The sequence below is a fragment of the Opitutaceae bacterium TAV5 genome (assembly GCA_000242935.3).
Taxonomy (GTDB): Bacteria; Verrucomicrobiota; Verrucomicrobiia; order Opitutales; family Opitutaceae; genus Geminisphaera.
The window spans coordinates 4,896,351-4,922,953 of record CP007053.1; the positions used below are offsets into that span (position 1 = coordinate 4,896,351).

The following is a 26,603-nucleotide window of genomic DNA, read 5'->3' on the forward strand; positions in this document are numbered from 1 at the left end:
CCGGCGACGCTTCGCAGCGCCGGCAGCGGCACGAATGCCGCCGCTCCCGGCCAGCTTCCTCTACCACGCCTTTCAGTGACGACCCGCCTCGCACGGCTTCCCGCTCTTCCCGCCCGCCTCTTCGCGCCGCTCGCCTGCGCCTTCGCATGCCTTCTGGCCTGCGTGTGCGCCCTTGCGCCCGCCCGCGTCGACGCCGCGCCGCCCGCGCCCGGCACGCTCATCCGTGCGCAAGCGTACCTCAACTACATCGATCCGGTCCTCTTCATCGGTCGCGAGACCCCGTCCAATATTGTCCGCGTCCTCGTCGGCGGCGCGCCCGGCCTCGATCTGCAACAGGACAACGCCGGCACCTTTGCGCCCGGCACGTATTTCGCCTTCGTCCACACGCTGACCAACACCGGCAACACCGGCGGCGCGTACACGCTCACACCGGCCCTCGTCGCGGGCGGCGGCTTCACGCCGCAAAACCTCGCGCTCGTCATCGACGCCAACGCCAACTCCGTCGTCGACCCCGGCGAGACGTCGCTCCCCTTCGCCCCGCACGCCGTCACGCTCGCGCCGGGCCAGACGCTGCAGTTCATCGTCACCGGCCTCGTGCCGCCTTCCGCCCCGGCGGCGGCGTCCCTCCAGCTTCGCATCGAGGCTTCCCTCGCCGAAACCGGCGCCACCGCCATCAATACCGACACCGTCGCCACCGGCGGCGGCGAACTCCAGTTCTTCAAGTCCGTCTCGCCCTCCACCGCCGCCTGCGGCGAGGAAATCACGTACACGCTTTCCGGCACCCACAACTTCCCCGCCGCCCTCGAACCGACGGTCATCGCCATCGACGGAGCCACGGTCTCCCGGGTCGTTGTCCGCGATCCGCTTCCCGGCAACATCGGGCTGGTCTCGATCCTCGCCGCCAACGGCGCCACGCCGCTCTACCACTTCGCCGGCACCGCCTTTCACGCCTACGTGACGACCGCGCCCGCCGATCTCTCCGGGGTCGACGCCGTGGCTTTCGCCTTCGACACCATCGCCCCCGGCGTTTCCTTCAGCGTTTCCTTCCGCGCCCGCATCGGCGGGCAGGCCACGGGCTCCATCGTCAATCTCGCGTCGGTTTATTCGACCAGACCCGGAGGCACCCCGCTCGTCACCGTCTCCAATCCCGCCACGGTTTCCGTTCCCTCCGTGGCGCCGACCATCCGGTATTACGATCCGCCCTTCGCGCGCACCGTGCCCGCCTCCCGCCTCGGCAATCCGCTCTACGTCCAGGTCGAGGCCGGAGCGTGTAACGAACGTTCGGATACGGTGGAAACCGTCACCGTCGTCATCACCTCCTCGCTGACCGGCGACCGCGAGACGTTCACCGCCACCGAGACCGGTCCGAATACGGGCATCTTCCGCATCCTTCCCTCCGTCCCCTCGCAGGATGCCGCCGCCAATCCTGTGGTAGCTGGCGACGGCATCCTGCAAACCCTTCAACGCGACGAGCTCACCGCCGAGCTCACCGACTGCGGCGGCGTCACCGTGCGCGCCACGATCCTCATCGATCCGACCGGCATCGTCTACGACAGCCGCACCAACCGGCCCGTGGCCGGGGCCACCGTCACGCTGATCGACGTCACTGGCGCCGGGCTCGGATCCGGCGGTTCCGCCGGCGGCCTCGCCCGCGTGTACGACGAGGACGGCGTCACCTCCGTATCCGCCACCCAGGTCACCGGCGCCGACGGCCTCTTCCGTTATCCGATTGTCGCGGCCAGCACCTACCGCCTCGAAATCACGCCGCCGGAAAACTACAGTTTTCCGAGCGTCATCCCGCCCGGTTCGCAGCCCGCCGGCCGCCGCATCCACGCCTCCGGATCCTACGGCGGTTCGTTTCCCGTCGATCTCTCCACCGGCGCCGTGTTTCTCGACGTGCCGGTCGACACGACGGTGGCCGACGGTTTTGTCCTCGAAAAAACCGCCTCGCGCGACACCGCCAGCATCGGCGATTCCGTCATCTACACGCTGAAACTCTCCAACAGCTCCGGCGCCCCGTTCCGCGGCGCGTACATCGACGACCGCCTGCCCGCCGGTTTCCGCTACGAACGCGGCACCACCCGCCGCGACGGCGCGCCCGTTGCCGATCCCGAAGGCGGCGTCGGCCCGCAACTGCGCTTCCCGGTCGGCACGCTCGCCGACGGGGACAGCGCCACCTTCACCTACCGCGTGCGCCTCACGCCCGGCGCGGAAAAGGGCAACGGCATCAACATCGCGCAGGCCACCTCGCTCGGCCCGCCCGTGCTCGTTTCCAACCAGGCCCAGGCACGCGTCCGGCCCGAGGCCGGGATCTTCGATCCCTCGGCGGTCATCATCGGCACGGTCTTCGTCGACGCCAACGGCAACGACATCCAGGACCCCGGCGAACCCGGCGTGCCCGGCGTGCGCCTCATCCTCGAGGACGGCACCTACGCCATCACCGACGGCGAAGGCCAGTACAGCATCTACGGCCAGCGTCCCGTCGCCCATGTGCTCAAGCTCGATCCGCACACGCTCCCGCCCGGCGCGAAGCTCGGAGGAAAAAGTCCGCGCTTCGCCGGCGACCCCGGTTCACGTTTCGTGGACCTGAAAAATCACGAGCTTCACAAGGCCAATTTCATGCTGGTCGAGCCCACGGAGTCGCTCTACGCCGCCATCGAGGCCCGCCGCAAGCAGATCGATGCCTGGCAGCCCGAGATCGCCACCGCACTCGCCACCACGTTCAACGCCGACGGCACGCCCACGCTCGTCAGCGATCCGCAGGGACGCGAGGCCGCGGGCGTCATCGGCTCCGGCCGCGCGTTGCCCGGCCCGTTCGAAAACGTTCTCCCCGCCGGCACGCTCACGCCGGCCAATTCGTCGTTGCCGCCGTCGCCCGTCGCTGCCGTGCCGCTCGTCGATCTCGAAACCGTCGTCGCCGGACTGGCCGACGCCGGGCCCGGTTTTGTCGACCTGCGTCACGGCGACACGCTTCCCTACGACCGCGTCACCCTCCGCGTGAAAGGCGCCACCGGGGCGAAGCTGGAACTGCTTCTCAACGGCGAGCCCGTCCCCGAATCCCGCATCGGCAAGATCGTCCACCGGCAGCAGCCCGCGCTCCAGGCCGTCGAATACGTCGCCGTGCAGATGAAACCCGGCCTCAATCACCTCGAACTCGTGCAGAGCGATCTCTTCGGCAACGTCCGCGGCCGCTCGCTCATCGACGTCACCGCGCCCGACCGCATGGCCCGGCTCGACGTGACGTTCTCCACCCTCGAACCCGCCGCCGACGGACGCACGCCCGTCGAGGTGCGTGTCACCGCCGTCGACGCCGGCGGCATCCCGGTCACCGCCTCGCTCCCGCTCACGCTCGAAACCACGCTCGGCCGCTGGGAGGTGGAGGACGTCAACGCCCGCGAGCCCGGCACCCAGGTTTTCCTGAAAGACGGCGCCGCGACGTACCGGCTCATCCCGCCCGTCGAGCCCGGCGAGGCACGCATCGTCGTCTCCAGCGGTGCGATGAAGGCCGAGCGCCGCCTCGCCTTCCTGCCCGAGCTTCGCCCGATGATCGCCGCGGGCATCATCGAGGGCCGTTTTGCGTTCAACAAGCTGAGTTCCTCGAACATCCTGCCGCTCGATCCCGGCGACGCCTTCGAATCCGAGCTGCGCGAGTCCGCCGGCATCGGCAGCGACGGCACCGCTTCGGGTCGCGCCGCGTTTTACCTCAAGGGCAAGATCAGCGGCCAGACGCTGCTCACCGTCGCGTACGATTCCGACAAGCGGAAGGACGACGTGCGCCTCTTCCGCGACATCGATCCCGACGCGTATTACCCCGTTTACGGCGACTCCTCGGTCAAGGGCTACGACGCGCAATCCACCGGAAAACTCTACGTGCGCATCGACCACAACCGCTCGTTCCTGCTTCTCGGCGATTTCAACACCCGCGCCGACAACGAGGTCCGCCAGCTCGGCGACTACAACCGCAGCTTCAACGGCGTGCGCGTGCAGCACGAGACGGCCCGCTTCAGGGGCGGCCTCTGGGCCAGCGACGACAGCACCGACCAGGTGATCCGCGAAATCCCCGCCAACGGCACCTCCGGTCCCTTCAACTTCTCCACCGGCGACGGCGTCCTCGGCAGCGAGACGGTCGAGATCCTCGTGCGCGACCGCAACCAGCGCTCCGTCATCCTCAGGACGACCACGCTGGCGCGCAACGCGGACTACGATTTCGAGCCCTTCTCCGGCCGCCTCCTCCTGCGCCGCCCCGTGGCGTCCGTCGACGAAAATTTCAACCCGCAGTCGATCCGCATCAGCTACGAGGTCGACACCGGCGGCCCGAAGTTCTGGGTCTACGGCGGCGATGCGCAGGTGAAGCTCCACGAACGTTTCGAGGTCGGGGCGTCCTTCGCCCGCGACGAAAACCCCGTCGATCCCTACGACCTGCAAAGCGCCAACGCCACCTTCCGCATCGCGTCCGGCACGTACCTCATGGTCGAGGGCGCGCGCAGCGATTCGCTTCTCGATCCGGCCGACGCCTCCCGCTCCGTCGGCTACGCCGGCCGCATCGACCTGCGTCACCGGTCCGCGAATACCGAGGCCCGCGTGTATTTCGGCAAGACGGAGGAATCCTTCAACAACCCGGCCTCCACGCTCAATGCCGGCCGCGTCGAGGGCTCCGCCAAGGTCACGCACCAGCTCGCGCCCCGCACCCAGCTCATCGGCGAAGGCATCTACACCGAAGACATCGCCGGCTCCGGCAACCTCAAGGGTGTGCGCGCCGACGTGGCCTACACGTTCGAAAACCAGGTGCGCGTCGCCGTCGGCGGGCGTTACAGCGAGGAGACGCAGACGCCGGCCAACCCCGGCGCCGACGCCGCCGACACGCCGCTCACGGTTCGCAGCGTGCGCGCCCGGGTGGATACGCCGGTGCCGCGCCTGCCGCAGGCCAACGTTTTTGCCGAGTACGAGCAGGACGTGGTCGAGAGCGAACAGCGCCTCGTCGCCGCCGGCGGCGCGTACCAGGTCAGCACGAAGACCCGCCTCTACGCGCGGCACGAATTCATCTCGTCGCTCGGCAGCGATTTCGAGCTCAACACCAGCCAGCAGAACAACCGCACGCTCGTCGGCCTCGAAACCGAGTACCTGCAGGATGCGTATTTTTACAACGAATACCGCGTGCTGGATGCGATCGACGGCGGTCAGGCCGAGGCCTCCACCGGCCTGCGCAATCTCTGGAACGTGGCCGACGGACTCCGCCTCAACACCACCTTCGAGCGCGTCACCCCCTTCGACGGCGACGGCACCAACCGGTCCACCGCCGCCACCGCGGCCTTCGACTACACGCGCCCGGCGGACTGGAAAGCCACCGGCCGGCTCGAAGGACGCTGGGGCGACTCGTCCGACAACTACCTCAACACCTTCGGCTATGCCCGCAAGCTCGACGAGCAGTGGACGTTCCTCGGCCGCTCGATTCTCAACACGCAACTCTACGACGACGCCGCCTCGTCCGATCTCTGGCAGGGGCGTCTCCTCGCTGGCCTCGCCTGGCGGCAGACGGAGAAGGACGAATGGAACGCGCTCTTCCGCTACGAATACAAATACGAGCGCGGCTCTTCCGCGCTCGGCGACGAGGCCATGCGCCGCCAGGTCCACACCCTCGCCACGAGCGTCAATTACCAGCCCGACCGCCGCTGGATCTTTTCCGGCCACTACGCCGGCAAGTTTGTCATCGAGCGCGGCGGTTACGGCGGCTCCACCGATTACTTCGCGCACCTCCTCGCCGGTCGCGCCATTTTTGAGATCACCGAAAAGTGGGACGCCGGCCTCAACCTCGCCGTGATGTTCTCGGACAGCTTCCGCAACGCGCAGTACGCCGTCGGCCCCGAGATCGGCCGCGTGTTCACCAAAAACGTCCGCATCGGTCTCGGCTACAACCTCGTCGGCTTCACCGACCGGGATTTCGATACCGCCAGCACCGCGCAGGGCTTGTTCCTGAGCCTGCGCATCAAGTTCGACGAAAACCTCTTCAAATGGGCCAGCTTCAAGAAAACGGAGGACGCGCGATGAACGTTTCCTCCGGCAGTTTTTCCGCATCGCGTTTTCCCGGCGTTTCCGTTGTCGCCGCTCTTCTCGCGCTTTGGTTCCTCCCCGCCGCTCAGGCCGCGCCCGCGGTTTCCGCGACCAACGCCACCGGCTTCGAGGCCGCCGAGGCGGGCCGGTCCTTCATGACCATCGACGGCGTCTGGAACGGTTCGCAGGAGGTGACGGCGACCACGGGCGACACCTTTGTCGTCACCTGGACCAACTCCGGCGACGCCACCGCGTTCGATTTCGCCCCGTCCGTGACGCTGCCCGACGGGTTTCACTACGTGGCCGGCACCGCCACGCTCAACGGCGCCGCCGTCACCGCGACGCAGACCGGCAGCACGCTCGTTTTCAACCTCGGCGGTTTCGACCTCGCCGCCGGCGCGTCGGCGATCATCCGTTACGGGGTTTATGCCGATGCCTCGGTGCCGGACGGCACGCGCCAGCTTGTCCACCGGCACACCTACGCCCTCACCGACGGCGGCGCGCTCCTCACGCCTGCGCCCGCCGCCGGCCCGCAGCAGAACATCGTCGTGCAGGCCGGCGCCAGCACGCTGAGCATCACGCCGAGCCAGCAGACCCGCGCCGTCGGGCAGACCGCGACCTTCACCGTCACGATCACCAACACCGGTCTCGGCGGCCTTTTCGACGTCGTCCTCGACCAGTCCGCCATCGCTCCCGCGAGCGACACGCTGCGCCTTCTCACGATCGCGCAGACTTCCCCGGCGGGTCGCCCCGCCGCCGTCTCGGGGACGGGCGGCTCCATCCTCACGCTCGGCTACCTCGCGCCCGGCGAGTCGTTTTCCGCCACCGTCACCGCCGAGGTCCTGGCCTGCGGCGACATCGTCAACACCGCGGCCACCGACGACCGCGCGCACCGGACCGCCGCCAGCGGCAAGGCCTCCGTGCAGCTCGATCTTCGCCAGCCGCTCGTCGGCTACTCCGCGCCTTCCGTCACGCTCGATTACAACGTGCCGGTGACCGTGACGATCCCGGTCGCCAACACCGGCCTGGGCGACGCCCGCAACTTCACGCTCCACACGACGCTGCCCGGTCTCGGCGTCACGGTTTCCAGCGTCGCCGCCGGCTGGACGTACAGCGCGACGACCGGCGTATTCACCCTCAATGACAACGGCGGCACCGTCGCCAACGGCGCCACCGCCACGCTGGCCTTCGACCTCGAGGCGACCGACATCTGCAACGACTCCGGCGCCGGCTCCGTTTTTTACGAAGCGCGCTACACCAACGGCTGCGACGATCCCTACACCATCCCGCAAGCCATCGGCTCCATCGCGGCCGCCGCGGACGCGCCTTCGCTGACGTTGTCGAAAACCGTCAGCGCTTCCCGCATCGCCACCGGTGAACCGGGTTCGTGGACGCTGACGCTTTCCGCCACCCATTTCACCAATATCGCGACCGAATCCATCACGGTCACCGACACGGTTTCTCCGCTGGTCACGATCCTCAACCCCGGCTCGCTGCCCGCGGGCGTCACCTGGAACGGGACCACACGCACGCTCGCCTGGACGGTGGCCCGCAACACGCTTTCCGCCCCGCAGAGCGTGGAGATCGACTTCGCCGTCAGCGACGACCCCTGCGACGCCGGCCAGATCGTCGGCAACACGGCCGGCGTCACGGCCGTGACCACACGGGGTTGCGCGCTCGCCGCCAGCGCCTCCGCCGGTTTCCTCATCACCAACAATCCCGGACGCTACGCCAACCAGTATTTCAACGTCACCGGAACGCCCGCCGGCGGCATTTACGAGACCGGCGCTCCGACCGCCGACAGCACCCGCGACGCCGGTGAGGGCGAGTTCATCCCGTTCGAGGCCAATTACGAATTCGGCGCCGCCTATCCCGGCATCTGGACCGGCACCACCTACGAGGACGGTTTCGGCGGCGTCGCCGGCATGACGCTCGTCCCCGGCTCGCTTACGATCCGGCGTGACGGCGGTGCGCCGGTCCCCGTCCCGGCCTCTGCGGTCACCACGCTCTCGCCCGGCTTCCGCATAGATCTCGGTTTCCTCGCGCAGGCCGGCTGGTTCGGCTCCGATCCGGTGGCCGGGCACCGCATCACGCTCGATTACCAGGTCACCGCGCCCGATGCCGCGCTCGCCGGCGCCGCCACGCGCGCCGTCACGCAACTCACCACGCTCGACCTCGAACTCGGCGACACCGGCACGCCCGACGGCTGCGGCGTCACCACGCAGACGAAGTTTACGCAGGGCGCCTTTTATACGATCGGTCGCGCCGTCGCCGCCATCACGCTGTCGATGGCTCCGCAGATCGACGTCTGCAAGGAAGAGGCGCTCACGATCACGCTGGACAACGTCGATGCCCACCAGACCGAAAACCTCCTCGTCACGCTCTTCACCGGAACGGCCTTCACCTACGATCCGGCGCAGACTCCCGTTTACGGCGACGTCTTCGCCAGCGGCTACGCGATCGCACACAACGCCAACGGCGGCGTCGATCCGTCCTTCACGATCACCCGCACTGGCCACGCCGGCGGCACCGGTCCGCTCACCGGCGCCGGCACGATCACGGTGCGCGTCGTCCGCAAGGTCACCGGCACCACGGCCACCACCGGCCTCAACGCCGAAGTCCGTTACGACAGCTGGCAGACCGAAGCCGCCGCCGCCCGCGTTTACAGCACGGCGACGGCCTGGGCGCCCCAGCTCGTCCGCACCGCCACGCTCGCCCTCACCAGCACGCCGGGCACGCTGCCCGTCACCGGCTCGACCGTAACGTTTGTCAACTACGTCACCAACACCAACGCCGGCACCGCCTGGGGAGCGAAGCTCGACATCGACCTGCCCGCCGGCCTCGAGATGGATGCCGCGGCCACGCTCGCGACCAACAACGCCAATGCCGGCTTCCCCGTCGCCGTCGGCGGACAGCAGCTCGCCTGGGCTCTCGGCGACATCCTGCCGGGCGAGACGCGCGTCATCACGGTCGTGGCCACCGTCGCCGCTACCGGACAATGCGAGATCGCGCCCAACCCCACCGGCATCCGGGCGAGCTGGGGCTGCGACGGCTCCGCTTTTACGGAGACCGCCCGCGCCCAGCCGGTTTTCGTTTTCCCGCGAGGCCAGATGCAGGTCGTGCACGACAGCTCCGGCTCGCTCGCGCGCCTCTGCGATCTCGGCGAGGTGATCATCATCGTCCGCAACACCGGAGCGACCGCCATCCGGGATGCGATCGTCCGGGAAATCCTCCCGTCCGCGCAGGGACTCTCGCTCGAACCCGGCTCCGTGCAGTACAGCGTCAACGGCGGCGGATGGACCTCCGCCGCCGACCCGTCCGTGAGCGGTGACACCCACACCTGGACGGCGGCGCAGATTCCCGCGCTGGCGAAACTCGTCCCCGTCGGGGCGGAGATCGATGGCGTCACGACCCACACGGTCCGCATCCGGTTCGCGCTCCGGGCCACCACCGCGCTGGCCGGCACCTCGCCCGTGCTCAACGCCTCGGCCACGGCCACCGTCGCCTGCGGCGATCTCGTCGATTCGCCCGCGCAGCCGTTTACCATCCCCGTCGACCAGCCCCGCATCGTCGTTGCCAAAACCGGCCGCAACGTCACCGCCGGGGAGACGGGCTTTGTCGAGACCGTTTACGGCGGCCAGGGTGACGAGATCGAGTGGCGTATCGAAATAAAAAACACAAACACCCGCGACGAGGCCGCGCACTTCATCCGCCTTTCCGACGCGCTTTCCGGCAGCGGCGGCACGGCCCTGATCACCGGGCCGGGCCACACCGGCGGCACCGATCTCGCGCCCGGGCAGGTCATCGCGATCCCCGATCTCGCGCCCGGGGCGAGCGCGGAATACCTGATCACCGAAATCCTCGGCGCCAACTGCGTCACCGCCGATCCCGCGACGTCCGTCTCCTGGGGCTGCTCCGCCCCCGCCGCCGGCCAGCACAACGCCGTCACCGCGCCCGGCGCGCCGACCGACTCCGCGCGCATCGTCATGCAGCCGAGCATCGCCGGTGCCGCCGAAATCGCGCAGACCATCACGTATCTGCCCGGCGGCCGCGCCCGCATCGACGTGGAAATCCTCAACCGCGGCGGCAACGCCTTCGACCTCGTCGTCACCAATACGTTTCCCAACAGCCAGATGGTGCTCGACGAGACGGTCGCGCCGACGTTCGGCAACCACGTGACGACTTACTACCCGACCCGCGATTCCGTCATCACCGGCGTCACGTACGACAGCACCACCGACACGGTCGCCCCGAAGTTCACTTTCCGGAACGGCGGCAGCGCCAAACCGATGCTCCGTTACGGCGACAAGGTCACGCTGACGTATTACGTGCGCTCCACCGTCTTCGACACGGATTTCGCCGACGCCTTCCCCGAACTGGCCACCGAGGACACGCCCAACGGCCGTGATCCCGCGCCGCCCGCCCCGGGCACCAACACCGTGCGCGTCGATTACCGGAACAGTTGCGCCGGATCCGGTTTTTCTTCCGTCGGCGCCACCATCGACCTGCGTTCGCCCAACCTCAGTGTGACCGGCGTCGGCCCGAATGGCGGCAACACCGTCATCACCGGCACCGACCCGCAGACTTACACGTTCACGATCACCAACGTCGGCGATGCCGACTCGGTGGCCGATTTCATCACCATCGACTTCCCGGTTCTCGGCTCCGGCTGGACGGTGCAGTCGATCACCTTTTCGACGACCGGCACCGCCGGCTCCGGCGGCAACAGCGCGAGTCAGGCCGGCGGCGTATGGACACTGACACCCGGACAACTCGGCACCCTGGCGGCGGGGCAGAGCATCACCGTCAGCGCCACGCTCGCCTACAGCGGCACGCCCGGTCCGCTCTCGCTCGTCCTGCGCGTGCGCGGCGAGGCGCGCGGGCAGGACCCCGGCGTGTCCGCCCCGGGCAACTATTCGTACGACCAGCGCGGCCAGCGCATCGTCGGCGTCGAGCTCGCCAAAACGCTCCTCGACTCCACGACCGAGCCCGATTCCGCCGGCGCCACGGTGTTCGTCGGCGAGGAGGCGACCTTCCGCCTGCGCGCCCGCTTTTTCGGCGCCGAGGCCGACATCACCGGTGTGACGCTCCGCGACACGCCCGCCGACAGTTCGGGTGGCGGTCTCGCGCATACCGGGCTCGCCTTCGTTCGCAGCGCGGCGACAACGGACAACAAGGTCGCGACCACCCTCGCGGCTCCGGTGCCGGTGGCCGCTCCGGCCAGCGTCGCGGCCAGCCGCGTCAACCATACCGCCGCCAGCATCAGCCAGGCCGACGTCCTCGCCGGCGATGCCGTCATCGAGAACGACCTCACCGTCCGCGTCCTCAACCTTGCGGCCAACACCGACGGCAAGACCCTGCGCAACAACCTCGGCCTGGAGTTCACCTATCTCGGCCAGCGTTTCCGCAGCAACGACAGCGACGACGGTTTCAGCGCCAGCGGTTCGCCGGCCTCGTCGGCCAACCTTCACCGGCAATCCGACCTGACCGTCCGCCGCCCGCAGCTCGCCGTCGAAAAAACGGTTCGCAACGTCACGCTCTCCGGCGCGTTCGCGGCCACGGCCGGCGGCCAGGCCGGCGACGTGATCGAGTACCGGCTCGTCGTCACCAATCCCGCCGCTGCCGGCGCTCCGCTCTACAACCTCGTCGTCACCGACACCGTGCCCGCGCCGTTCAGTCTCGATGCCGGCACGGTCGGGGCCGACACCACCGGCGGCGGCACGGTCGACGTCGCCAGCACCGGCGGAGTGACCGGCGGCCCCGGCGGGACGCTCGCGCTCGACGAGACCAACACGCCGGTCCCCGACGCCGGCCGCAACCTCGCCCGCCTCGACCCCGGCCGGAGTGTGACGATCCTCTACCGCGGCACGCTCGAAGCGACCGTCAACCCCAGCCAGACGCTGACCAACAACGCCTCCGTCACCGGTTATTCCGTGCCCGTCGATGCGGGCACGCTCGCCGCCCTGCACCAGACTGCGCCGGCCGGCGTCGCCGACACCGCGACCGGCGCCCTCAGGCTCGCCGCCGACGGCGTCGCCGACATCCGGATACACGCCATCGACCAGCAGAAGCAGATCACCGCCGCCACGTATCACACCGCGCCCTTCGACCCGGTCTTCATCGGCGAACGGATTACTTACCAGGTCAGCCTCACACTGCCGCTCGGCACCGTGCCCGATCTCACCGTGGTCGACACGCTGCCCGCCGGTTTCGCGCTGGCTCCGGGCAGCCCGCCGGTCGTTGCCATCGGAGGCGACATTTCCGACGCCGGGAACATCCCGGCCGTCTCCATCGCAGGCACGGGCGATCCGTCGCCGCAGACGCTCACCTGGTCCTTCGGCCAGCGCGTCGCCGGCGGCGCGGATCGCACCATCACCATCGACTACACGGTCGATGTGCTCGACGTGCCGGCCAACACCGCCGCCGCCAGCCCCGCGCGCATCAACAATGCCACCTACAATTTCACCGGCCTGCCCGGCGACGTCACCAACTTCAACAAGGTCGGCGTCACCCTCGCCGAGCCCGTGCTCGCGCTGGCCAAGACCCGGCTGCTCCCGGCGGGCGAAAACCTCGTCCGCCCCGGCGACACCGTAAAATTCCGGCTGACCGTCGCCAACACCGGCAACGCTCCCGCCTGGAATATCGCCCTGCGCGATGTGATCCCGGCCGGCATGCGCGCCGCCGCTCCCGTCCTCGACGCGGCGACGATCGACGGCGTCGCGCTCGCCCCGCCCAATCCCGCTCTCGCCTGGGATGCGGGGTCCGGCGACTGGACCCTCGCGCTCGACGACACCGCGCCGCTCCCCGCCGGCAAGGCGCTCGTCGTCGAGTACACCGTCACCGTCGACACCGACAACACGCTCAAGGGCAAGACGCTGACCAACTCCGCCACGGTCGGGGCGTTTTATTCGAAACCGTCCGCCGACACCCACGCCCGCCGCATCTATCCGGCTGTCGGCCCCTCCACGCAGGATGTCGTCGTCGGCCTCGAAATCCGCGGCTCCGTCTACAACGACACCGAACCCAACGGCCACAAGGACGCGCAGGAAGACTGGACCGGCGGCCCGACCGTCTGCGTCAATCTCGTCCCCCTTTCCGGCCCCGCTCCCGCCGGCGCGGTTTACCGCACGGCGACGGTCAACTCCGGGAACGGCGAGTACCTGCTCCCGCTCGTCCCGCCCGGCACATACCGTATCGTTCTGACCACTACGGCTGCCGCCACAGGCGCGCAGGCGCCCGCCGCCTGGATGTTCCGCACGCCGCCCGACGGCGTCCGGCCCGTCGCGGTGACGGCCGCCGATCTCCTTGGCGAGGATTTCGGGCTCTACCAGGGCCGCGCGGTCAGCGGCATCGTTTTCCGCGACACCGGCGACGGTGCCGGCATCGCCAACAACGGCCGCCGCGACGGCGCCGAATCCGGCCTCGGCGGCGTGACGGTTCGCCTCCTCGACGCCGGCGGCGCCGAACTCGGCAGCACCGCGACCGACGGCTCCGGCGCGTTTTCCCTCTACATCCCCGACCACGTCGCCACCGGCGCCACGCTCCGCGTCGTGCAGTCCGCCGTCTCCGCGCACATCGCCACCGGCGGGCATCCCTCCGCCGCTTACGACCGCGCCGACCGCACGATCACCGTCACCACGAACGGCGCGGCCATCGGCGGGCTGGAATTCGGCAACGTCCCGGAGAACGTGCTCCTCACCGATGGCGCGCAGACGATCCTGCCCGGCGGCACGGCGTTTTACCGGCACACCTTCATCGCCGGCACGGGGGGCACGGTGACGTTCACGCTCTCCTCCGCCGCCTCGCCCGCGATTCCGTGGACCCAGGTGGTCCTCGCCGATCCCTCCGGCAACGGCACACCCGGCGCCGTCATCGAGGGTGCGGCCATCCCCGTGACGGCGGGCCAGGAATATCATCTCGTCGTGCGGCACAATGCTCCCGACGGCGCGCCCTGGGGCGCGGTCAACCCGGTCACGCTCACCGCGACCTTCGCCTTTGCCGGTTCCTCCGGTCTCCCCGACGCGGCCCTCACCCGGCAGGATGTCACCACTGTCGGGGCCACTGCCAGCGCCGGCCTGCAACTCGTCAAGACCGTGGACCGGAGCACCGCGCTGCCCGGCCAGGAACTCGTCTACACGATCGCCTGGACCAACACCGGCGCGGGTCCGCTGACAGATCTCTTCATCGCCGACTCCACGCCGGCTTACACGGTTTTCGTGAGCGCGGCGGCCATCACCCCGCTGCCGGCCGGCCTCACGCTCGACCGCATCGACGCCCCGGCCGCCGACGCCACCGGAGCCATTCGCTGGGTCTTCACCGGCTCGCTCGCTCCCGGTGCCGAGGGCGCGGTCACTTTCAAAGTCAGGGTCGAGGATTAACCCTGGGGCTAAATATTGCTAACGTAATGCAAGTCTTTAAAGTAATTTCGGAATACAGAACCAGCGAAAAGTGGCCGATCAAGGGAACAAGGAACCAGCAGATATGAAAGCACCGACAGAACCGGCCTGTGGCCGCAAAGACTCCCGCGCGCGATATCCTGCTTTCATTTTAACCACGGATTGCACGGATTTTTGCAGATTACACGGATGGAAAGTTACTTCCTGGAATGAAATCCCTGCCTTTATCCGGTTTTTCATCCGTGTAATCCGTGGTAAAAAAATCCACGGACGGCGGCCCGGCAGCGCTGCTGGCCGTTTCCGGTGTTTTTTGCGGGGGCCGGCCCTTGCCGTCTGGCTGCTGCTGATTCCCGGCCTGCCCCTGCGGGCGCAGCTCACCTGGACCTCCACCCGCGTCGAACTCACGCCCGCGTCCGGCGACACCGTGCTCACCGCGGCGTATCCTTTCGAAAACAAGTCGGAAAAGACCGTCCGCATCCTCGATATCCATTCCTCCTGCGGCTGCACCGTCCCGGAACTCGAACGGAAAAGCTACGCCCCGGGCGAGAAGGGGGAACTGAAAGCCACGTTTACCATCGGCTCCCGCCAGGGCCTGCAAACCAAACTGATCACCGTCCGTACCGATGCCGGCGATACCGTGTTGCAGTTTGTTGCAAATCTCTATCAGCGACTGGAAATCACTCCGCGACTCGTTATCATCAGAGGTCCGGACAACACGCCCCGCCCCGTAAAACTCGCTTTCCGTGCCGACGGTCCCGTCACGCATGTCACCCTTTCCGAACCCGGCCCCGCCTTCCGCCTCAAGCTCACCGAGGACAAACCCGGTTCCGACTACACCCTCGTCGTCACGCCGGCCGAGGGCGCTGTCTCCGAAAGCCGCGCCACCGTCATCGTCCACAGCAAGGGTGCATCGGGCATCGATTACACGGACAGCCTCTTTCTGCGCCGCACGCCCTGAACCGCCCCGTCTTCCCGCCGCCTTTCCGCTCAAACCATGAACAGATTGACAAAAATCCAGGCCATGTATTCCGACGAAAATGGAAATCCTCCCTCCTCCCTCGCTATCGCCATTGCCGTGCTCCTGCTCGCGATCTGCGTGATCCTTGTCCTTACCAGCTGATGTGCTCCGCCTGTCTTTTCCGGCTGCATCTTTTTGACGTCCTGTACCATGTCTTTTGATCCGGACGTGAAGGCCACCGCGTTGCCGACCGTTGCGCCCGTCATCCCGGTGGCCTCTTTTATCTTTGTGCCGGTTGTATTTCTCGTGAGCTGAGCCGCAATCCCGGCGGCCCCTCGACCTCCCGACCTGTTGTTCCTGCCCGTCCCGCATCCTCCCGCGTCTTTCCGGTCGCCCGGGTATCCCTCGCCGGCGTGGTGGCTTGTTGTCCTTGCCGTCGCCGCAATCCTCGGAGGATCGGCTGCATTTTACCGGGGCACGCACGGACTGGTCCCGGAAAAGAAGGCGCTGCTTGTCCCCGGTGCGCCCGGCATCGAAGCGTTCTGGCTGCCGGAAAACGCGGCACCGGAAGGGTACCCGGCGCTGACCATCGGCCGGGTCGCGGAGCTGGACCGGCTCGGCGCCTTTGTGCCTCTGGGAGGCCCCGGGTCACCGCGGGAGCAGAACCGCCGGATCAACGAGGAACGCTGGTACCGGATCACCATCGACAATCGCGCGGGTGCGCGCAGCGACGGGGTGTTGGATCTCATCTTGCGAAGCTACGACCGGTCCGTGTTCTACACACCGGCCCCGGACGGCGGCTGGCAGGAACGCATCTGTGGTGCCTCCACCTCGCCGCGCGATCCCCGGCAGACCGAACGCTGGATGGCCTTCGATGTGGAGCTGCCTGCCGGCCAGTCGCTGACGGCTTATCTGCATGTGAGGGATTACAACCGGTTGCCCTCGCGGTTTCTCTACTGGCCGAACCGGGAAGATTTCATCGACCGGGAGCTGCTCACTTATGGCCAGTATATCGCCTGGTTCTCGCTCTGGGGCGGGATGCTGGCCGTGGCGGTTTTTTTCTACGCCATGCTGCGCCAGGACAACCAGTTTCATTATGCGATCTTTGTCGGGTTGACCGGTCTGCTGACGTGGTTGAGCAGCACGCTCGGATCATTGCTTTACGAGTGGCCGGTGCCGTCGGTGCCTCCCGAGACGGTGATGTCGATCATGGGCTGCCTGATCATGCACCGCCTGTGTCTCTTCGCCCGCTATTTTCTGGAGACGCCGGGAAAAGATCGCCGGCTCGATCGCCGGCTCCGGCGTTTGCAGGCGGTGGCCTTGTGGTGGCTGCTCACGGTCGTAGCCAGTTTCTGGCCGTCGGTCTCACTGGCCTACCTGCAGGTATATACGGTGCTGGTCGTGTTTTTCCTCGGCACGGTTTTGTGGACGGGCGTGCTTCGCTGGCGGGCAGGCTGTCTGCAGGCCCGGTATCTTCTGCTGGCGTTCGCCCCTTACGGAATGGTGTCGGTGGTCTGGATGTTTCTGGCCACCGGCGACGCCACCGGATACGACGAGACCCGGATGCTCCTGCTGCTGGGCACCGCGCTCCACCTGGTGCTGCTTACGCTGGCGACGGCTTTCCGGCAGCGGGCTCTGCTCGACGAGAATCTGCGGATGCAATCCAGCTACACGGCGAGCCTGGAAAAGGAGGTCGAGGAGCGCACGCGCGAGTTGCAGCAACTGAGCGGAAACCTCGCGAACATGGTGGGCGAACGCAACCGGATCCTGGCGGTGATCGGCCACGATCTGCGCGGGCCGGCCAGTTCGCTGCAATCGCTCACGCGCATCCTTGCCGACAATGCGGAGAGTTTCTCACGCGAGGAACTCGCGGGCATGGCCAACGAGATCGCGCGCGCCTGCCTGTTGCAGACCGAGCTGCTCAACAACCTGCTCCTCTGGAGCACCTCGCGCATGGAGGGCGACGCCGCGGGCGGGCAGCGCGTCGATGTGCGCGAGGCGATGGCGGACGTGTCGCGGCTGCTCGAATGGGCGGGCGGGGCGAAGGGGCTGTCGATCGTCAACGGCGTGCCCGCCGGGCTCGTCGTGCAGGCGCATCCGCAGCATCTGCAGGCCATCCTCCGCAACCTGCTGGTCAACGCGATCAAGTTCACGCCGCCGGGCGGCACGGTCATCGTGACCGCCGGCCACAGCCTGCGCGGAGACGGGATGATCGAGATCCGCGTGCGCGACACCGGCGTGGGCATCGCGCCGGAGCGCCTCGCGCTGCTGCTCAAGGCGGCGGTCAAGAGCATGCCCGGCACGAACGCGGAACGGGGCGCGGGCATCGGGCTCACGCTTTGCAGCGACCTGGCCCGCGTCGCCGGCGGAGACATCCGCATCGAGAGCACGCCGGGCGTCGGCACCACCGTTGCCGTCCGCCTGCCATCCGTAACTGAAAAATGAATACGAACGGGAAAAAATTGCGGAGGCTCGCCGGACCGGGACCGGTTTTCTGCCTGCGCCTTTTCCTGACACTGCTGCTGGCCGCGGCGGGCGTGCTCAAGCTGGCGGACGTCGGTGCGTTTGCCGCCGACATCGAGAACTACCGCCTGCTGCCGGCGGGCGCCCCGCTCGCGCTGGCCGCCCTGCTGCCGTGGCTGGAGGTCACGCTGGCGATCGCCTGGTGGGTGCCGCGGCTGCGGCTGCCGGCGGGCGTGGTCGCCCTGGCGATGCTGGAGGTGTTCACGGCGGTCGTCGCCTCGGCGTGGTGGCAGGGGCTCGCTATCCCCGCCGGTTGCTTCGGCCGGGTTTTCCCGTTGTCGTTGCAGGATGTGGTGTTTCGCAACTTTGTGGTGATTCTGGCCGCCGGCGCGCTGCTGCTCGCGGATATCCGGGAGGCGCACAGAACACGGCCGGGGAGGCAGGACCGCTCCTGATCCGGGGAGAATGGCCACAAAAAACACGAAAAATCATTCTGTCCGGCGAGAGTCTCCCGCGCGCTTATAAGCGCGCGGGAGGATTTCGTCCGCGGTGTGTTTTTTCGTGTTTTTTGTGGCCATTCTGCCAGTCTGCCGGCTTTCCCTTTTCGCGTACCCCTCTCCCGGGTTTTTCTGCAAGCCGGATGCACCTTGTACAGGTCGACTTGCATTCTCCTTAACAAGACCTTCACATTGCCGGCTTCATGACACCTACCACACCTCTTGTCGGTCTCGGTCTGGTGCTCGCCCTTGCGCCCTTGCCGGCCAGAGGAGACGACACCGAGGCCCTGACATTGCCCCCGCTCGAGATCGCGGCGACGCATGCGGGCGAAAATGCGCCGGTGGCGGTCACGGCGTGGTCGGGTTCCTTTCTCGAAGACCAGGGCATCGACGACGTCGCCGGACTGGCCCCGTACATGCCGGGGCTGTTCACGGCGCAAAAATCGCCGTCCAACACCGTGATCAACATCCGCGGCATCACGAGCGACAGCGGCGACGGTCGCGGCGACAGCCGCGTGGGCGTTTTCCAGGACGGCGTCTACATCGGCCGCCAGCGCACCAGCAACATCGCCCTCTTCGACATGGAGAGCGTGGAACTGCTGCCCGGTCCGCAACCCACCCTGTTTGCCCGCGGCGCCGAGGCGGGCGTGCTTTCCTATACGCAGAACAAGCCCGTCGACGCCACCGAAGGCAGCCTCACCGCCGGCTTCGGCAATTACAACGCGCTGACCACGCGCGGCGTCTTCAACACGCCTCTGGTGCCCGGCGAGCTCTTTGCCCGCTTCGCTTTCAGCTACACGGAGCGCGACGGCTACACCGACAACGTGGCCGACGGCTCCGATCTCAACGGGCAACAGACGCTCGCCCTGCGCGGCTCGCTCCGCTGGCAGCCCGGCGGCGCGGACGGGCGCACCACTATCGACCTGATCGGCAACTGGCAGCACGACACCCCGTCGGCCACCGGCTTCAAGAGCAACCTCATCCCGCCGACCGGCGGCGACACCAGCCCGTTCACCTTTGCCGAGCTCAATCGCGGGCGCGACCTCACCGTGGACCGCACCGTGCAGGGCGTCACCGGCATCGTGACGCACCGGATCAACCCCGACTGGACGCTCACCTCCACGACCGGCTGGCGCGAGTACGATTCCAGGGATGACTACGACGCCGACGGTTCGCGGATCAACCTCATCGAACTGACCGATCGCGCCGACGGGCGCCAGTTCAGCCAGGAATTCCGTGTCAACTACGACGCGGGCGGCAAGTTCGCCGGCTTTGCCGGCGTCGGTTATTTTTACGAAAACAACAAGCAGCGCATGACGCTCCACACCGACGAGCGCGCCGCCTGGCCGTTCCTCTCGGGCCGGTTCCGGGATACGCTCGTCGCCGCGGGCGTGCCCGCCGCGCTGGTCAACGCCGCCATCCCGACGATGGACCCGACCGTGCCCGTGGACCGGCTGCCGGCCTCGCTGGCGCTTTTCAACAACCCCGCGCTGCCGCCCTCGTTGCAGGCGCTCGCGCTGCTCGCCAACGCGCCGCTCAACCCGGACAACCCCGAATCGTACATTGTCACCGGCCGCACCCACGCGCTCGATCTCGTGCTCGACGGCACGTGGCGCGCCACGGATCGCCTCTCGTTCACCGCCGGCGTGCGCGGCACATGGGAGGACATCGCTTCCGGTTACGAGGTCGTCGACGCGCCGGCGCCGTCCCTGATCGGCATCCCGCTCGGCACGTCGCCCAACACGATCTTCGCGCCGACCGACGGACGGATCGAGGCGGGCGACCGTGTCTGGTCGTGGGCGGGCCGCGTGGCGGTCGACTACGAGATCGCCCGGCCGGTGCACACGTGGGCGAGCGTCTCCCGCGGCCGCCGTCCGCCGGGTTTCATGATCGATGCCGACGCGACCACGCCGTTTGCCGAGGAAGAGGTGTGGAGCTACGAAATCGGCCTGCGCGGCAGCCTGTGGCGCGAGCGCGTACAGTGGAGCGCCTCGGTCTTTTATTACAACTACAGCCATTTCCAGAGCGTGGCGATCGACAGCGCGAGCGGCTTGCGCCTGACGGTGCAGGATGCGGGCAGCGCCACCGGGAAGGGAGCCGAATTTTCGGTGCAAGGCTCGCTCACCGACCGGATCAGCCTGTTTGCCGTGGCCAGCTTCAACGACACGACCTTCGACAAGACCGGCGAAGGCGGCGAGCCGCAGGCGTATGCCGGCTTCTCGACCCGGCTCACGCCGAAGTACGCCTTTTCCCTCGGTGCGACCGGCGTGCTGCCGGTCGATGGTTACGGCCTGTTTTTTGTGTCGCCGGTCTGGCAGTATCGGGCAGGGTACTACTTCAACGACGACAACTCGCTTTTCGACTACAGCCTGCACCAGGGAGGCTTTGGCCTGGTGAACGTGCGCGCCGGCTGGCGTTCGCCGCAGCGGCGCTGGGAGGTGTTGCTCTACGTGGACAATCTGTTCGACAAAAACTACCTCGTGGACGCGGGCAACCTCGGCGCCATCTACGGCCTCCCGACCTTCGTCGCCGCTCCTCCCCGGATGTACGGCATGCAGGTGACGCTGCGGTTCTGAAAGGAAAGCCGGCAACCACCTGTCTGGCCCGGTTCAGTGTTTTTCACCGGCGATTGACGGGCGATCGGGCAACGCCCCGAGGCGTTCGAGGGTGATGACCCGGGGCAGCGCCCAGGTCCGGGCGACGGTGGCGGCGGGGTTGGCATCGGTGCGGGTGATGTAGTCGTCCCAGACGAGAAACCACAGCCACGGGGCCTGCGTGCCGACGATCGGCAGCGGGCCGCATTCTCCGAGGGCGAGAGGCTTGCGGCCTCCATAAAGTTCCCGGAGCCGGTCGAACACCGTGAAAAAATCTCCCCGTGTGCCGGCCGGCGCATAAAGATCGGTGGCGATGATATCGACGACATCGTCTCCCGGATACCAGTCGGGGGCGCCGGGATCGTCCGTCGAGGTCCAGACCCAGAGCAGGTTGTCGAGGTCGTGCAGCCGGGTGAAGCGGTCATACATGAGGCGGTAGAGCCGTTTCGCCGCTTCGGGGCCGCGGGCTCCCCACCAGAACCAGCCGCCCTCGGCTTCGTGGAGGGGACGCCAGAGGACGGGCACGCGGGCGTCGCGCAGGACCTTGAGCTTTTCCGCGATCCGGTCGATATCCCGGATCGCGGCGAAATACTCGGCGGATGTTTCGTCGGCCAGGCGGCCGACATCGAAGGTGGTCTTGCCGGTGGAGAAACTGCTCCATACCGGTTCGGCGGCGCCGAACGGGGAAAGCCAGTGCCAGGAAAGGGTGACGATGCCTCCCCGGTCCCGGCTCCACTGGAGGGCTTTTTCAACGGCGCCGTCTCCTTCCGGGTGGTTCCATGCGCCGGAGTAGTAGAGCAGGTCGAGGCCGAGAATCGCCGGCGCGGCGTTTCGGGTGAGGCGGGCGATGTGTCCGATCCGGGCCATGTCTTGCGGGCCGGAATCATGCTGGCCGGCAAAGGTGCGCCGGCCGAATTCCCGGACGAGCAGTGCGTGGAGCGCGCGGGCCTCGGGCGAGGCGCGCGGGTTGACTGGCATGCCGGCGAGTTGAAACGCAGCGGGAGGTGTGGCGGGAGAGAGCCGGATGGAGGCGATGTCGGCATACCCCCAGTCGGTCCCGATGCGGAGTGTGCTGGCGCCGGCCGGAAGGATCACGCGGCCGAAGGGATGCGTCCCGAAGCCGTCGGTCTGCGGGAAGAGGCGGCTGCCTTGCAGGTTGCCGTCGACGAAAACGGGGATGCGCTTGTCGGCATCGCAGGCATACGTGAGTTCGAGCAGGTAATGGCCGGCGGCGGGGACGCGCACGGAGAAGTCGAGCGCGTCTCCCGGCTGTACGAAGCCGGTCACTACGCTGCGCCCGGTGCCATCGGGGAATTCGCGGGCGAGGCGCGTCTGGCCGATGAGGCTGGCTTCTTCGGCCGTCCAGGTCCATGCGACCGGCGTGCAGATGCCGGGCGACGCAGCGAGCAGCCCGATGGCGAGCAGTAACAGCAGCAGGCCTGGCGGGGAAGGCGATGCGGCAGTTCTCACACCGGTGCCCTGGATGTTCCGGATTTTACACAAAGATCGCGAAGGGCGCGAAAAAATTAACAGACAATTCATTGTGAACTTTGCACTGCGATCCCGGGGATTCGTTGCAGTGGGCGAGGATTCTGAATCCGGGAGAAGTTGAGCATTCCGGGGACGCTGGCTTGCCCTCTGCGCCCACTCCCAATCTCTGTGGTGCAAATTTTTACACCGCAGAGATTGGGAGTGGGCGCAGAGAGAAAGAGAGAGAGGTTACGCCCTCCCCGTACCTTGTTTCCTTGCCCGCAGTTCCCTCCCCCCCCTCGCCCGCCTTCGGTTGCGGCTGCGCCGCTCTGTGACCTTTGTGTAAAAATCGGAAAGTCTTGAGGAACGGGTATCACGTATTCGTAAAACGGAAACAGGAACCATCAGGGAGTGGCCGCAATGCTGGCGCCCGGACCGGGCCCGGGCGCAATCAGGTCAGCGAGTCTTTTTCAGTTCGAATTTTTCTCCGGCGAGGGCGCGTTTGGCGAAGACCCCGTAGAAAGGGGTGGGCGTGTAGAGCCAGTCGGAGATGAGGACCGGTGTGGCGCGGGGATGGAAACACCAGGCGGTGTAGTGGAGCCGGTGCTTTTGAAGGAAGCCGAACATGTCGGGCACCCAGGTGTAAGGATCTTCCTGCGCCTCGAGCGGGATGAAGTTCATCTTCTTGATATCGGCCCCGAATTCCCCGACCAGGATCGGGTACTTTTTTGCGGCGGCCATCATGTTTTTCTCCCAGCCCTTGTGCCAGTTGTAGACGTGCCAGCCGTAGACGATGCCATTGCCGCCGAGGTCGTCGAGGGCGTAGCCGTCGGTGATGCCGGTGAGGTCGTAGGACCAGGCGAGGCCGCCGGCGAGGATGAGATTTCTGGCCCCGGTGTCGCGCACGGCTTTCACGAGGGCCTGCATGCCGACGGACTCGAAACCCTGGTTGGTCTTCTTGAGTTCGTCCTTGTCGAGGAAGGCGTCCTCATCGCCGGGCTTTTGTTTTTCGCCGATGAAGCCGCCGTTGCGCCAGATTTCCCAGGAGATGCCGTGCGGTTCGTTGAAAAGTTCGAAGATGACGGCGGGGTGGTTTTTGTAGCGGGTGGCGACATCGGTCCAGAACTCGACGTGCTCGGCGCGAGGGGCGCGGAAACGGTGCAGGTCGATGATGAGGTATGCGCCGCGGTTGGCGGCGAGGGTGACGAGCTGGTCGATCTTTTCGCGAAACTCCTTGCTGTCCCCTTTCTGGAAGGCGTTGCGGCCAAACCAGTGCGATTCGTTGACGGGCATCCGGATGACGTTGGCTTTCCACTCCTCGATGCCGACAACGACGGATTTGAGGGGCTGCATGTCCTGGGGAATGGTTTCGAGTCCGCTGGTGCTGAGGCCCTGGAGCCAGATTTCCCGGCCGTCGGCGTCGACGATTTTTGTGCCTTCGACGCGGAGTTCCTTGGGCCAGTTGGCGGGTTTGGGTTCTTCGGGCGGGACGTAGCGGGCTTTGGCTTCGGCGGCGCGTTGGGCGGCGGCGGCATCGAGTTCGGCGGTGCCGGTGGGGCGAGCCTCGATGCCGGTGATGTCCATGGTGCCGGACTTCACATTGAAGAGGGCGGGCATGATGACGAGGACGGCGGCGTTTTCGGGAACGAGAAACCGGGTGGTGCGCGTTTCCCAGCCCTGGGTGTCGCTGCCGCGGTAGGAGGGGCCGGGCTTGCCCTGGACCTTGTTGAAGCCGGCGTCGAGAAATTCGTAGATGAGGCGGGCGTCGAACCAGGGGGCGTCGCCTTTCTTGAGGCCGGTGACGCGCCAGTCGAAGCTGAGTTCGAGGGCCTTGGTGCCGGGCGGGATTTTGTGGCGGCTGTACATCATGACCATCTCGCCGGGCGTGGTGGAGGCCATGCGGACGAAGCGCTTGCCGGTGTCGGGGTCCGTTTCCCAGGAGGACGCGCCGGATTTGGGTTTGCCCCAGCCCGCGGGCCAGTCGCCGGCGGCGTCCGGTTTTGAGAAATCACCGTTGGTGATGACGGGATCGGCCGCGTGGGCGGTGGGCGGGATGGCAAGGGCAAGCAGCAGCGCGACGGCGGCCGCGACAAAAACCGGAACCGGCGCGGGGATGGAGAGCGAATGGCGAGGGGATGTTGTCATTGGAAAATATTACGTGCGGAAAAGGGGCGAGCCCGGGAAGGGCGGAAGGCGGAGCCGCGGGACACTGCGCCACGGGAGAGTCCCGTGGCGGGAACGAGGAAGATCGGAAGCAAGGCGACCGAAATGCGGTTGCCCGCGCGGTGCGTCAGGAGCGGCGGCGGAAGACGATGACCGTGGTCAGGACGCCGAGACCGGCGAGGAGGGCGACGGTCGCGGGTTCGGGGACGGCGACGATCTGCACGGAGTTGAGGAAGCCGCGGACGGAAGATTGGCTGGCGATGTTGAGGATGTCACCGGAAGAAAGGGTGACAGTGAATTTGACGTAGTTTGCTGCTTCGCCCTTTCCTGCCTCGACCCAGGCGGTAGTGGAAACGGTGTTACTGGAGAAAGTCAGGGATTCGGTCGCGTAGTTGGTGAAATTGAAATTATCGGAGGCGACGGAGGAGGTGCCCACGTAAAGGTTCTGCGTCTGCGAGCCGCTCAGGTTGGTATTGCGGGCTGTGATGTAGATGTCGTAGGTGCCGGCGGCGAGGCCGGCCAGTTGGAAACCCACGGACCTCGTGCCGGAACTTGAGCCAACGTAAATGCCGTCGGTGGCGACGGAGGTTCCGCTATAGACTCCAGAGGCGGTTGCGGTTCCGAGTGCGCCGCTCAAGCGTGAAGCCTCGCCCGGGTAGTTGCTGTTCCCCGACAGATAGATATTTTTCGTACTGGCGGTATTCCCTCCCAAGGAGAGGGAGATGCGGGCGGCGGTTGTTCCATCGGACCACTTGAGGCCGCCCGCCGCGATGTCGGTCCATCCGACCGTATTCCAGGTCTTGTCGGACGTTGAATTGCTGACCGTGTGCCAAGGGCTGTTGGTCAGGGCGGCGTCGCCGGTGGCCACGGTCGGGCCGAAATCGAGCTGCAGGACGGCCTGAGCGCTGGCAATAGCGGGCGTCAGAACAAGGAGAACGGAGACGCAGGCGGGGAGGAGGATTTTACGTTTCATAAATATGACAGGAGTATCGGGTGGCGGTGGATGCGGTTACGGGAGGACGGGACGGGCTATAGTTTTTTATTCAGGTTATCGAGTTGGGTGCGGGTGTATTTGGTGCTGATTTTGCCGACGTGACCGTCGAAATAGAGGACGTTGCGATTGTTGCCGTGAACGGGGCTGCGGGGGACATCATTGCCGCTGCCAAACGTGACCGCGTCCGCGTCGATGAAAAACCACGTTTGCGCGGGCTGGAGAATGTCCGAAAATTTGACACCGTACTTATACAAACCGCCTTCCGTCACGGATTCGCCTGATGTGAGGGTAGCCCTCTTGGTGAGACTCACGCTGGGGATAACCGCAGTCGTGGATGGGTTGCGGGCGGTCATCCAGGCGGGGCAGGCGAACAGGGGCGACCAGTGCATCTTGGTCGCGTCGCTGTCCGAATTCCGGGTAGCGGTCGGCGTGTTCAGGTAGGGGGCGAGCAGCAGGGGGAGCCGCTTTTTGCTGTTACCTTCCGTGCCATAGGAGGGGCTTTGTCCGATGGTGAGCGTGCCGGCATCGCTGTGCACGGGCAGGTTGTCCTTGTTGTCCTGTGCGTAGAGCACCATGCCGATGCCGATTTGCCGGAAGTTGGAGGCGCAAACCGCAGCCTGCGCCGTTTGCCGCACTTTCCCGACAACCGGTATGATGATCGCCGCGAGGATGCCGATGATGGCAATGACGGTCAGCAACTCGACCAGGGTAAAGGCGCGCGAGCGGCCCGATGCGCCGGAAAGGGTGAACGAAGAACGGGATAGGAGCGTGGCGAACATGGAGAAGCGATGGGTTTACGAATAGCCTGAGAGTGGGTCTAGTAATAGTCAAGCGCTTTGTCTGGGGGCTGAAGCAGTCCGATATTGTTTTTTACGGGAAAAATTAAATCAATATGTTATCATAAATATAGTTAAGGAATTTTCAATAATCCGCTGATTTTGGTATCGCGAAATTATTGCTGTTATGGGTGTCGAAAAACATTTTATATTATAAGCTATTGATTTAAAATTTATTAAAATA

General features: G+C 66.6%; 12 protein-coding genes. 8 read left to right on the top strand and 4 right to left on the bottom strand.

Features of this window, described 5'->3' with window-relative positions; all coding sequences use genetic code 11:
• Positions 1–75: 75 nt before the first annotated feature.
• The 8 genes from OPIT5_20790 (at position 76) to OPIT5_20825 (ending at position 20,938) form a co-directional block, all read left to right on the top strand.
• Positions 76–6,045, top strand: a complete 5,970-nt coding sequence (locus tag OPIT5_20790) for a hypothetical protein (GenBank protein ID AHF94563.1) — start codon at positions 76–78, stop codon at positions 6,043–6,045.
• Positions 6,009–14,426: a hypothetical protein gene (locus OPIT5_20795; protein ID AHF94564.1), complete on the top strand. Its 8,418-nt coding sequence runs from the start codon at positions 6,009–6,011 to the stop codon at positions 14,424–14,426. The genes OPIT5_20790 and OPIT5_20795 overlap by 37 nt, the downstream gene beginning before the upstream one ends.
• A 328-nt stretch (positions 14,427–14,754) precedes the next feature.
• Positions 14,755–15,402 (top strand): hypothetical protein, encoded by a 648-nt coding sequence (locus tag OPIT5_20800; protein ID AHF92323.1) that lies wholly within the window; start codon positions 14,755–14,757, stop codon positions 15,400–15,402.
• 36 nt (positions 15,403–15,438) lie between these two features.
• On the top strand, positions 15,439–15,564 hold the full coding sequence (locus OPIT5_20805) for a hypothetical protein (protein AHF92324.1): 126 nt from the start codon (positions 15,439–15,441) through the stop codon (positions 15,562–15,564).
• A gap of 48 nt (positions 15,565–15,612) precedes the next feature.
• A complete protein-coding gene (locus OPIT5_20810) occupies positions 15,613–15,717 on the top strand; it encodes a hypothetical protein (protein AHF94565.1) in 105 nt (34 codons plus the stop codon).
• 36 nt (positions 15,718–15,753) lie between these two features.
• A complete protein-coding gene (locus OPIT5_20815; GenBank protein AHF94566.1) occupies positions 15,754–17,847 on the top strand; it encodes a hypothetical protein in 2,094 nt (697 codons plus the stop codon).
• Positions 17,844–18,320, top strand: coding sequence for a methylamine utilization protein MauE (locus OPIT5_20820; protein AHF92325.1), 477 nt, complete (start codon positions 17,844–17,846; stop codon positions 18,318–18,320). Before OPIT5_20815 ends, OPIT5_20820 begins: the two co-directional genes overlap by 4 nt.
• Positions 18,321–18,565: 245 nt before the next feature.
• A complete protein-coding gene (locus OPIT5_20825; GenBank protein AHF92326.1) occupies positions 18,566–20,938 on the top strand; it encodes a TonB-denpendent receptor in 2,373 nt (790 codons plus the stop codon).
• Positions 20,939–20,971: 33 nt separating this feature from the next.
• Here OPIT5_20825 and OPIT5_20830 read toward each other — a convergent pair whose 3' ends face one another.
• The 4 genes from OPIT5_20830 to OPIT5_20845 form a co-directional block, all read right to left on the bottom strand.
• Positions 20,972–22,459 (bottom strand): beta-mannanase, encoded by a 1,488-nt coding sequence (locus tag OPIT5_20830; GenBank protein AHF92327.1) that lies wholly within the window; start codon positions 22,457–22,459, stop codon positions 20,972–20,974.
• Positions 22,460–22,882: 423 nt separating this feature from the next.
• Positions 22,883–24,571, bottom strand: coding sequence for an endoglucanase (locus tag OPIT5_20835; GenBank protein AHF92328.1), 1,689 nt, complete (start codon positions 24,569–24,571; stop codon positions 22,883–22,885).
• A 145-nt stretch (positions 24,572–24,716) separates the two neighbouring features.
• The gene (locus OPIT5_20840; protein ID AHF92329.1) at positions 24,717–25,562 is read right to left on the bottom strand and encodes a glycosyltransferase family 1; all 846 of its coding nucleotides are present in this window, start codon (positions 25,560–25,562) and stop codon (positions 24,717–24,719) included.
• 56 nt (positions 25,563–25,618) lie between these two features.
• The gene (locus OPIT5_20845) at positions 25,619–26,362 is read right to left on the bottom strand and encodes an N-terminal cleavage protein (GenBank protein ID AHF92330.1); all 744 of its coding nucleotides are present in this window, start codon (positions 26,360–26,362) and stop codon (positions 25,619–25,621) included.
• Positions 26,363–26,603 lie beyond the last annotated feature (241 nt).

Coding starts and splice junctions, on each gene's coding strand:
- OPIT5_20795 (AHF94564.1), top strand. CDS start 6,009: ATGGGCCAGCTTCAAGAAAACGGAGGACGCGCGATGAACGTTTCCTCC.
- OPIT5_20805 (AHF92324.1), top strand. CDS start 15,439: ATGAACAGATTGACAAAAATCCAGGCCATGTATTCCGACGAAAATGGA.
- OPIT5_20810 (AHF94565.1), top strand. CDS start 15,613: ATGTCTTTTGATCCGGACGTGAAGGCCACCGCGTTGCCGACCGTTGCG.
- OPIT5_20820 (AHF92325.1), top strand. CDS start 17,844: ATGAATACGAACGGGAAAAAATTGCGGAGGCTCGCCGGACCGGGACCG.
- OPIT5_20825 (AHF92326.1), top strand. CDS start 18,566: ATGACACCTACCACACCTCTTGTCGGTCTCGGTCTGGTGCTCGCCCTT.
- OPIT5_20835 (AHF92328.1), bottom strand. CDS start 24,571: ATGACAACATCCCCTCGCCATTCGCTCTCCATCCCCGCGCCGGTTCCG.
- OPIT5_20840 (AHF92329.1), bottom strand. CDS start 25,562: ATGAAACGTAAAATCCTCCTCCCCGCCTGCGTCTCCGTTCTCCTTGTT.
- OPIT5_20845 (AHF92330.1), bottom strand. CDS start 26,362: ATGTTCGCCACGCTCCTATCCCGTTCTTCGTTCACCCTTTCCGGCGCA.